At 72.1% G+C, this 10,368-nt stretch carries 6 protein-coding genes and 1 pseudogene; 2 read left to right on the forward strand and 5 right to left on the reverse strand.

Translation table 11 applies throughout. From position 1 onward, the window contains the following. Positions 1 to 982: 982 nt before the first annotated feature. Entirely contained in the window at positions 983 to 1,765 is a 783-nt protein-coding gene (locus tag F8271_RS26975; protein ID WP_151492669.1) for a transposase family protein, read from the reverse strand. A 187-nt stretch (positions 1,766 to 1,952) separates the two neighbouring features. On the opposite strand from F8271_RS26975, the pseudogene F8271_RS26985 reads away from it, so the two are divergent. Further along, positions 1,953 to 2,240, forward strand: a pseudogene (locus F8271_RS26985) (RloB domain-containing protein); the annotation flags it as partial. Positions 2,241 to 2,387: 147 nt separating this feature from the next. On the opposite strand, the gene F8271_RS26990 reads toward F8271_RS26985, so the two are convergent. From F8271_RS26990 to F8271_RS27000, 3 genes are all read right to left on the reverse strand, one after another. After that, on the reverse strand, positions 2,388 to 4,076 hold the full coding sequence (locus tag F8271_RS26990; protein WP_151492671.1) for a SulP family inorganic anion transporter: 1,689 nt from the start codon (positions 4,074 to 4,076) through the stop codon (positions 2,388 to 2,390). Then, a complete protein-coding gene (locus tag F8271_RS26995) occupies positions 4,073 to 4,411 on the reverse strand; it encodes a helix-turn-helix transcriptional regulator (protein WP_151492672.1) in 339 nt (112 codons plus the stop codon). Before F8271_RS26995 ends, F8271_RS26990 begins: the two co-directional genes overlap by 4 nt. Before the next feature lie 147 nt (positions 4,412 to 4,558). Next, positions 4,559 to 7,003, reverse strand: a complete 2,445-nt coding sequence (locus F8271_RS27000) for a glycoside hydrolase family 2 protein (protein WP_151492673.1) — start codon at positions 7,001 to 7,003, stop codon at positions 4,559 to 4,561. Between the two features lie 114 nt (positions 7,004 to 7,117). On the opposite strand from F8271_RS27000, the gene F8271_RS27005 reads away from it, so the two are divergent. After that, positions 7,118 to 8,137: a LacI family DNA-binding transcriptional regulator gene (locus F8271_RS27005; protein WP_151492674.1), complete on the forward strand. Its 1,020-nt coding sequence runs from the start codon at positions 7,118 to 7,120 to the stop codon at positions 8,135 to 8,137. Positions 8,138 to 8,156: 19 nt separating this feature from the next. On the opposite strand, the gene F8271_RS27010 is transcribed toward F8271_RS27005, so the two are convergent. Continuing rightward, a partial coding sequence (locus F8271_RS27010; RefSeq protein ID WP_151492675.1) for a GGDEF domain-containing phosphodiesterase occupies positions 8,157 to 10,368 on the reverse strand: 2,212 nt, incomplete at its 5' end.

Genomic DNA, 10,368 nt, shown 5'->3' on the forward strand with positions numbered 1-10,368 from the left:
GTATTCGGCTCCCAGCCATTCTCGTCCTTCTCGCCAGAGTGAGACGGAAGGTGGGTCTTCTGAACGGCGTAGTCGAATCCCGAGGCCCGGGCGGGAAACTCCACTACCCGCAGGTCCCGTTAGACCCACGCCAGGCGAAATGGCCGCTCCATATCCACAACGCGCGCTAACTTTGGCGGATATAGCTCGTTCGAGGGGTAGCGCCCCAACGCCTGCAAGCGCACCAAACAGGGAGGGAGCTAGCTACCCTGCATACGGATCGGGCCTCCGAAACGCCAACCCGTATCCACGGGCAGCATCTCCACGGCATTAAGGCCCGGCGTAGTTTCAGCCCAGAATCAACGGTAACGCTGGTCAACCGGTCGTCGGCACAAGCTGCCCCGCCATCCTGCGGGCTCGGCTCTGACCAGCGTTGCTGTTGGTTCTTCCCTGGGCGACTGATCAGGTTCTCGTCGGCGGGTTGGCTTGATCTGCGCTGTCTGGTCTGGATCATGGTGGGCTGTCTGGAACGCCGTCCATCGTCGAGTTGCTTGAGCGGCTTGCCGGGTTGGAGGCGCGGAGAGAGTTGGAGCGGGACAGCACTGGATTGCGGGCGGAGAACGCGGTGTTGCGGGCGGAGAACGCGGATCTGCGGCAGGGCTATTGCGTTGTCGGGTAACTGCTGGTCATGGCGGTGATCAGGTCGTGTGATCGGCGGTTGGCTTGGCGGGTGGCTCGGGCGATGTTGGTCGCGCCGGTGGTGCGGTGCCAGCCGATCGCGGTGTTACGTAGCGTTGCGATGGCGGCGGGTCCGGTGCCTGTCCGGGCTTGGTGGAGGTCTTCACGGAACGTCACGTCGCGTACGTGATGGATCTTGTTTTCGATGTGCCAGAGAGTGGCCCGACCCTTGACACCCCGTGATTAGTCAGGTGGTCGCTGCGGCGGTGGGTAGCCAGGGGCGGCCGGCGACGAGTTCGGTAAGGGCGCTCATAATGAGCCATTTTCATCCTGCGTGGCGGTTCGCTTCGACGTGGTGCAGGACGAGGATGGCCTGGACGATCGCGGTGGCTCGGCGTGGGCAGGATCGCAGCTTGACCAGGATCTTCCAGGTCTTGAGTGTGGCGATCGCTCGTTCTCCGCGGGCGCGGATCTTCGCGTGGGCCCGGTTCACGGCCTTCTGCCTGCGTGACAGCTTTGGCCGGAAGCGGCGCCGCTTGAACGGGGTGCGGACACTACCGTGGGCGCCCTGGTAGCCCTTGTCGGCGAAGGTCATCACGTCCGCGCTGGTCAGGGCGTCGATGATGCCGTGATGGCGGGCGGCGCTCAGGTCGTGTGCCGAACCGGGCAGTGCCGGTGATGCCCACACGAGCCGGCCGGCGGCGTCGGAGATGACCTGCACGTTCACACCGTGGCGTTTGTGTTTGCCGCTGTAGTAGGGCTTCTGCTCGGCGATCCGGTCGATCGGGATCAGCGTGCCGTCCAGGATCGCGTACGCCAGTAGCCGGATGCGTCGCATCGCGGTGTCCAGGTCGTCGGCTGCCGAGCTGAGCAGGGCTATCGCCTCCTGGACGTAGCGCCAGGCGGTGGCGACGCCGATCTCGAAGCCGGCCGCGAGTCGGGTGTAGGTGTCGCCGTTACGGAGATGGGCCAGAGCCAGCAGCGCCTGCCGGCCGGGTGCGAGGCGGCGCCATCGTGATCGGCGCTGCTGACGGTGACCGCGGATGCGTTCGGCCAGGTGGTTCAGGGTGCGGCTGGACAACGGAATCGTGGCGGGGTAGGACAGCATGGCGAGGCTCCCGATGGGGGCTTCGAGTCTTGGTCGACAGCTGTCCTACCTGGAGCCTCGCACCCATCGATCACCGGGCCCACCGCACCCGCACCCGCCCTGACCTGCAAGATCAGCTTGGAAAAGGCTCAGTGACTTCGACCAGGCGTACGTCGTCTGCGACGTCGACCACTACCCACCAGAGCTATCAGAGCGAGAAGCGCGACGACATGAGGTGAATCTCCTCTGGTCGAACCCCTGCTTCGAAGTCTGGCTGATTCTGCACCTGGGCTCGTGCGCCCGTCACCTGGAGAGCGCCAAGAGGGCGGAAGAACTGCTTCGCAAATACCTCGCCAACTGGGACAAGACCCGGCTTGACTTCGACGACTTCCGCAACGGCATCGACGCCGCCATCGAACGAGCGCAGACGCTGGACCCTCCGCCTGCCGCCAACCCCTCAACCGCGGTTTGGCGGTTGGCGCTGGCGCTTCGTTGACAGTGGTAGCGCTCGGAGCGGTCGACGTCAGTTGAGCGCTCCGAGCCGACGCGCTGCGCCGGGTACCGGTGCTCGGCGGCGGCGAACCGCGCCCGTCCCTGACCGGCGGTGCGTCGACGAGCGGCGGGTCTGCCGGAGACTCCTCCTTCAGACCCGCCGCTCGCCCGGGTCGGCTGTCGCGGAGAGCGCGGCCCCCCGGGCGTGCCGGATCGCGGCCGGGGTGTCGGGGAATACCAAACCTTCGCGGCGCAGGTCGTCGGCCACTCCCAGCGTGGTCAGCACCTGTTCGTGGGCGGGGGTGATGCCGGAGAGCAGAACGGTGATCCCGCGTCCGCGCAGCCGTCGGATCGCGTCACCGAGGACGTGCGCGCCGGTGGCGTCCATGGTGGTCACGCGGGACATCCGCAGGATGACCACCCGAACGTCGGCGACCTCGGAGAGTTCGAGCAGGAAGGTGTGGGCCGCAGCGAAGAAGAGCGGCCCATCCAGCCGGTACGCGACGATGTGTTCGGTGAACAGCGCGTGCTCCTCGGCGCTGTGTTCACCGGGGTCGAGGGGCACCTGTTCCAGGCGGGCGCTGCGGGCCACCGCGCGCAGGGCGAGCACCACGGCGACGCCGACGCCGACCGCCACGGCGGTGACGAGGTCCCAGATCACCGTGACGGCGAAGGTGAGGACCAGCACGACCGCGTCGCCCCGGGTGGCGCGGGCCAGCGCCCACAGTGAGCCGGCCTCCACCATGCGGACCGTGGTCGCCAGCAGTACGCCGGCCAGGGCGGCGAGCGGGATCCGGCCGACCAACGGCGCGGCGGCCAGCACGATGGCGGCGAGGGCGACGGCGTGGGTGAGGGCCGCCAGCTTGGAGGCCGCGCCGGCGCGGACGTTCACGGCGGTACGGGCGATGGCGGCGGTCGCTGGGATGCCGCCGAAGAGCGGGGCGGCGAGGTTGGCCAGCCCCTGACCGAAGAGTTCCCGATCCGGGTCGTGCCGCTCGCTGACGGTCATGCCGTCGGCGACGGTGGCGGACAGCAGGCTCTCCAGGGCTGCGAGCGCCGCGACCGCGAGCGCGCTGGGCAGCAGCACGCCGAGCGCGCCGAGGTCGAGGAAGCCGAGCGAGGGCGCGGGCAGGTCCTGCGGCAGCACGCCGATCCGGACCAGGTCGACCGGGGCGACCTCGGCGAGGACGGTGGCGGCCGCCACGCCGAGCAGCGAGAACGGCAGGCCGGGCCGCCAGCGGGCACCCAACAGCATCAGTGCCGCGACGGCGAGGGCCACCGCCAGCGCGGCCGGCTTCGGGTGTACGACGAAACGTGCGACCGCGTCGGCGGCGACGGCCCAGACCTTCTCTCCGTGCGCGTCGGTGACGCCGAGCGCGGCGGGCACCTGTTGCAGGGCGATGACCACGGCGATGCCGGCGGTGAAGCCCTCCAGCACCGGGGTGGGCAGGTAGCGGACGTACCGGCCCAGGCGGGCCACGGCGAGCGCGATCAGCACCAGGCCGGCCATCGCCCCGACCATGAGCACGCCGGTGGCTCCGAACTGCTGCACCACCGGCACCAGCACCACGGTCATCGCCCCGGTCGGCCCGGAGACCTGGAGGTTGGAGCCGCCGAAGACGGCGGCCACCGCGCCGGCGATCACGGCGGTGATCAGCCCGGCCTGGGCGCCCAGCCCGGAGGTGACGCCGAATGCCAGGGCCAGTGGCAGCGCCACGACCGCCACGGTGAGCCCAGCCAGCAGGTCGCGGCGCGGTGAGCGGCGGACGGCTGCCCAGTCGGCTCGGCCCGGCAGTAGGCCGAGGGCCCGTTCCCGGGCCGCCAGTATGGCGACGCTCACCGGTTGCCGCTTGTGGCGCGCAGCTCGTCGAGGAGGGCGTCCCGGTCGGTCAGGACAGCGCCGAGGATCCGTCGACCGGCGGCCAGCAGGTCGGCCACGTCGGGGGTGCTGAGCGCGTACATGACGAGGGGGCCGTCGCGGTGTGAGGTGACCATTCCGGCGCGGCGCAGCACGGCGAGCTGCTGGGAAAGGTTCGACGCCTCGACCTCGATCGCGGCGAGCAGGTCCCGGACCGGCTTCGGACCGTCCTGGAGCAGTTCCAGCACTCGGATGCGCACCGGATGCCCGAGGGTACGGAAAAGCTCGGCCTTCGCCTGGTACAGCGGCACCGACATGAGCATCCCTCCCGGTCGACACGAAGACTTTATCACTTGAAGAAATCTTCAACGCCGCGCCCGTGATGATCGTGCTCGAACATGGAAGTAGTGGCCTCCTCGTTCAGGGAGGCCACTACTTCATGGATCGAGCGCGATCTCGGGACGTCAGCTCAGGTCGTTGACGCAGCGCAGCACCGGGCGGGCGGTGAGGGCGGCCTCGTCCACCACACCGTCGGCTCGCACCGTGAACGTGGCCGACTCACCCGGCAGCAGGGTGACCAGGGCGTTGTCCACAGCGGCAGTGGCGTCCAGCCGATCCGGGAAGAGCGTCAGGTCGCGCAGCACCGTCCGGGCGGTGACCCGGACCCGCTGACCGTCGTCGGCCGGCTCGACCGTCGCGTCCCACGCCGCCGCCGGCCAGTCCACGTCCCGGTCCTCGGCGAAGAACCAGAGCGCCCGCTCGGCGCTCTCCCCCGCCTCCGCGACCAGCAGCTCACGTCGGGCCTCGTCCGGCCGGGCCAGCTCCGCCGGCAGCGCCAGCGTCACCGCCGAGTACGCGGGGACGTCGAGCTCCGTCGTCGTCTTGGCCCGCGGTTCGCCGGTGAGGCTCACCCGGGTCACCGAGGCCGACGCCCGCCACGGCGTGCCACCGTCGTTGACCGCGACCAGGGCCAGGCCGCCGTCGCGGGGCTGCACGGTGAGGAGCCGATCGGCGTACGCGTGGCGCAGCGCGTACCACAGGGGTTTGCGGCGTCCGTCGCCGTCGACGGCCGACCAGGAGGTGACCGGCCAGCAGTCGTTGAGCTGCCAGACGATGGTGCCCGCGCAGACGCCGCGGTGGGAGCGGAAGTGTTCCACGCCGAGTTGGATGGCCCGGGCCTGGTTGAGCTGCGTGAGGTAGTGCCAGTCGTCGAAGTCGGCCGGGGCGGGCAGGTGCGCGTCCAGCCCGCGCTGGAGCTTCGCGTCGCCGTTGGCGGCCTTCTGGTGGTGCGCCATCCCGGGCGAGTCATGCGCCAGCGGCTCGTCGGAGATCGACCGGCGCAGCGTCGCATACGCCGGGGGCGCCTGGTAGCCGAACTCGGCGACGAAGCGCGGCACGTACTCCCGGTATCTGGTGTAGTCGTCGGTGTTCCACACGTCCCAGATGTGGGTGGTGCCGTGCGCCGGATCGTTGGGGTGGATCGTCTCGGTGCCCGACCAGGGGCTGCCCGGCCAGTACGGGCGGGTCGGGTCCAGCTCGCCGACGATGCGGGGCAGCACGTCGAGGTAGTAGCCGCGTCCCCAGGTACGCCCGGCGAGCAGCTCCTGCCAGTCCCAGTCGTGCCAGCCCCAGATGTTCTCGTTGTTGCCGGTCCAGAGCACCAGCGACGGGTGCGGTGCCAGCCGGGTCACCTGCTCGGCGGCCTCGGCGGCGACCTCGCTGCCGAACGGCTCCTCCTCCGGGTACGCGGCGCAGGCGAAGAGAAAGTCCTGCTGGACGAGCAGCCCGCGTTCGTCGGCGAGGTCGTAGAAGTCCTCCGACTCGTACCGGCCGCCGCCCCAGACGCGCAACAGGTTGACGTTGGCCTCGGCGGCCTGGTCGAAGCGTCCGGCCAGCCGGTCGCGGGTGATCCGGGTGGGGAACACGTCGTCCGGGATCCAGTTGACCCCGCGTACGAAGACCGGGACGTCGTTGACCGACAGCGCGAACGGGGTGCCGTGCTCGTCGGGCGTGGTGTCCAGTCGTACCGAGCGGAAGCCGACCTGCCGGGACCAGGTGTCCAGGGTGTCGCCGTCCGGCGCGTGCAGGGTCACCTCCAGTGGGTGGCGCGCCTGTTCGCCGTACCCCCGGGGCCACCACAGCGCGGGCTCGCGGACGGCGACGGTCAGCACGGCCGTGCGCTGCCCGGCCGGGATGACGACCTCGGCGCTGCCACCGGCGACGGCGGCCCGGACGGTCAGCGGGATGTCCGCGACCCGCTCGACCTCGACGTGCAGCTCGACCCGCCCGTCGCGGCCGTCCACGGTGACCAGTGGCCGGACGGTGGCCAGCCGGGCGGTCGACCAGGTGTGCAGGCCGATCTCCTGCCAGATGCCGGCGGTGACCAGCGTCGGGCCCCAGTCCCAGCCGAAGTTGCAGGCCATCTTGCGGATGAAGTGGAACGGCTCCGGGTAGGCGTTGGGCCGGTCACCGAGCCGCTCCTGCTGCGCCTCGGCGTAGCGGTAGGCGGAGTCGAACGTGACGATCAGGTCGTTGTCGCCGTCGCGCAGCAGCGACCGGACGTCGAAGCGGTAACTGCGGTGCATGTTCTCGGTGCGGCCGACCTCGACACCGTTGACGCTGATGGTCGCGACGGTGTCCAGGCCGGCGCAGACCAGGTCGATCCGGTCCTCGTCACCGGTGGCGTACGCGAAGCGCGTCCGGTAGCTCCAGTCGGTGCGCCCGATCCAGGCCAGGGCCAGCTCGTTGTCGTCGAGGTACGGGTCGGGAATCAGCCCGGCGTCGAGCAGGTCGGTGTGCACGCAACCGGGCACGGTCGCCGGCACGTCCCGCCCGGCGATCTCGTCCGGCACCTGCGCTCCGGGTGCCGCCCGCAGGATCCACCCGTGCTGGAGCGCCTGTCCACTCACGACCTACCGCCCTCTCGCAGGCTTGACTGAACCGGATAAGTTCGCCCACCGTATGGTTCGATACCTGAACTGTCAACGGCCGATCGACGCCCCCAGCAGCAGAGGAGCACGCCGGTGAAGCGGCCGACCATCGCCGACGTCGCCCGACGCGCCGGAGTGTCCAAGGGTGCCGTGTCGTACGCGCTGAACGGGCAGCCCGGCGTCTCCGAGGCCACCCGGCAGCGCATCCTGGCCATCGCCACCGAGATCGGCTTCAGCCCGAGCAGCGCCGCGCGTGCCCTCTCCGGCGCCACCGCCGAGGCCGTCGGCCTGGCCCTGTGCCGGCCCGCCCGCATACTCGGCATCGAGCCGTTCTTCATGGAGCTGATCAGCGGCGTCGAGGCCGAACTCTCCGCCCGCTCGTACGCGCTGACCCTCCAGGTCGTGGCCGACCCCGACGCCGAGATCGCGGTCTACCGGCGGTGGTGGGGCGAGCGCCGGGTCGACGGGGTGCTCGTCTGCGACCTGCGCACCGACGACCGGCGCATCCCCGCACTCGAACAGCTCCAGCTGCCGGCCGTGGTGATCGGTGGGCCCGGCGGCACCGGCGAGCTGGCCAGCGTCTGGTCCGACGACGCGGCCGCACTCACCGAGGCCGTGGAGTACCTGGTCGCGCTCGGGCACCGACGGATCGCCCGGGTCGGTGGCCTGCCCGACCTGCGGCACACCGAGTCCCGCACCGAGGCTTTCGCGGCTTTGTGCCGGCAACTCGGCCTGGTCGACGCGGTGACCGTCTCGTCCGACTACACCGGCGAGGAGGGCGGTCGCGCCACCCGCCGGCTGCTCAGTTCCGCCCAGCGCCCCACCGCCGTCATCTACGACAACGACGTCATGGCCATCGCGGGGCTCTCCGTGGCACAGGAGATGGGGCTCACCGTGCCGGGTGACCTGTCCATCGTGGCCTGGGACGACTCGCCGCTCTGCCGACTCGTGCACCCGCCGCTGACCGCGCTGGGCCGGGACATCCCGGCGTACGGCGCACACGCCGCCCGCCAGCTCCTCGCCGTCATCGCCGGGCAGCCCGCCAGCCGGGTGCAGGACGAGACGCCGCACCTGACCCCGCGCGGCAGTACAGCTCCGCCCCGGGAGAGGTGAACCGGTTCACCCCGGGCCGTCAGCGGGACGCCGACGGGAACTCCTCGAAGTACGCCTCGACGCGCTCGGCCGTCGCCGGGCGGGCCAGCGCGAAGCCCTGCCCGTACCGGCAGCCGGCCCGCTGCGCCCCCTCGACCTGGCTGGCCAGCTCCAACTCCTCGGCGACGATCTCCACCCCCAGCCGCTCGCCGACGTTGACCACCACGTCGATCAGCGGCGGCTGCCCGTCCGGCCGCGCGCCCACCAGCTCCGGGCCTACCTTCAGCAGGTCGATCGGCAGCCGGCGCAGCTGGGCCAGCGAGGCGTGCTCGGCCCGGAAGTCGTCCAGGGCGGTGCGGACGCCCAACGACCGCAGCCCGGCCAACCGGGCCACCACGGTCGACAGGTCGGCGGCGATCCTCGGCTCGGACACCTCGACCACCAGCCGCTCCGGCGACACCCCGTACGCGGCCAGCACGGCCGCGGCGCGTTGCACGAAGTCGGGCGTGGTGAGCTCCCGGGTGGTGACGTTGACCGCCATCCACAACTCCCGGACACCCGCCGACCAGTTGGCCAACTGTCGACAGGCGCGGTCCAGCACCCACCACTCCAGCTCACCGATCAGATCCAGGTCCTCCGCGACCGGCAGCAGCTCGGCGGGAAGCACCGTGCCGAGCACCGGACTGCGCCACCGCAGCAGCGCCTCGGCGCCCACCGGCTGCCGGTCGGCCAGGTCGAGTACCGGCTGGTAGACCAGGTCCAGCTCGCCGCGCGCCACCGCACCGGGCAGCTCGCGTTCCAGGTCGAGCCGGCGGACCAGCTGCTCCTCCAGGAACGCGTCGTACCACTCGACCCGGTCCCGGCCCAGCTGCACGGCCCGCCGGCGCGCCAGCTCGGCCTGGCGCAGAACGTCCGCCGGCCCGGCCCCGCTCACCTCGGCCAACCCGATACTCGCCTGCACCCGCACGGCCGAGCCGCCCAGCAGGTAGGGCGGGATGAGCGCGGCGAGCAGTCGGATGCCCAGCGCGTACGCCAGCACCGGTCCTGCGGCGGTGACCACCGCGAACCCGGCACCCGTGCACCCGGTGACCAGGTCGCTCGGGGCCACGGTCGCGCGGGCCCGGGCGACCGCTTCGGCCAGCAGGTCCTCCCGGGCCGACGGGCCGAGCACGTCGCCGCCGTGCAGGTCGACCAGCAGCAGCGCGCCGGCCGGCGCCGGTACGTCGCCGATCGCGGCGAGGGCGTCCAGCAGGGCCGCCCGGTCCCCCGGTCCACCGCCACCCGCCGGAGCGGCTCGCCGGTCGAGCATCGACCAGGTGGCGCCGCCCTCCGACGGCCAGGTCGTGTCGAGGCCGTTCGAGGCACCGTCGCGCCCGGTCGCGGTGGCGTCGGCCGGGAGCCGATCGGCACCGGGCGGAGGCGACTGGCCCGAGGCACCCAGCCAGCGGGACTGCGCCGCCCGCCGGTGCCGGACGGCGCGACCGGCACGACGCCGGTGCGCGGCGGTTCGTTCGGGGGTGGCCGCGTCGCCGCCGCGCAGCAGCTCGCGCAGCACCAGCGGCGGCACGGCGGCCAGGGCCAGCAGCACGCTCGTCCGGTCCGGTGCCCGGCCGGCGCCCACGTGCAGGCCCGCGGCCAGCAGCACCACCGCGGCCGGGAGCACCGCCCGGGGCCACGCCGGGTCCGCCGTCGGCGGGGCGCCGGCGGCACCCACCGAGGCGGCCGCGCCGAGCGCGGTGAGCAGCATCCCGAGCACCAGCGGCGGTACGACCAGCAGTGCGGCCCGGCCGGTCACCCCCGGTGGCAGCGCCGCCAACAGGGCCAGACCGAACAGGGTGAGCAGCAGCCCACCCCGGCAGACCGCCGGACCCGATCGCCGGTCCGGGCCGGTGAACGCGCTGATCGCGGCCATCCCCAACCCGCCGAGCACCAGCGCGGTGACCAGCCGGGCCGGCACCGGCAGGTCGTCGTCGGGCAGCAGCAGCCAGCCGGCGAGGGTCAGCCCGACGGCCGGGCCGGCCGCCTCGATCAGCGAGCGCAGCCGGAGCCCGGCCGGGGGTCGCTGCCGTCCGGGGAGCCGACGCAGCCCGGCCACCGACAGCAGCGCCACCACCAGCAACCCGAGCAGTGCCGCAGTGCGGTGCCCGTCGGTGACCAGCGGCAGGACGGCGGCGGCGAGCCCGGCCACCACCACCGCCGCGTCGAGCCGCACGCCGGCCGCCCGCCCGGACGGTGGGGCGGGCATGGGGTCG

Origin of the sequence: Micromonospora sp. ALFpr18c (assembly GCF_008868155.1) — a bacterium.
GTDB lineage: Bacteria > Actinomycetota > Actinomycetes > Mycobacteriales > Micromonosporaceae > Micromonospora.

Excerpts from the sequence above, each read along its gene's own strand:
- F8271_RS26975 (WP_151492669.1), bottom strand. The coding sequence starts at position 1,765 with ATGCTGTCCTACCCCGCCACGATTCCGTTGTCCAGCCGCACCCTGAAC.
- F8271_RS26995 (WP_151492672.1), bottom strand. The coding sequence starts at position 4,411 with ATGTCGGTGCCGCTGTACCAGGCGAAGGCCGAGCTTTTCCGTACCCTC.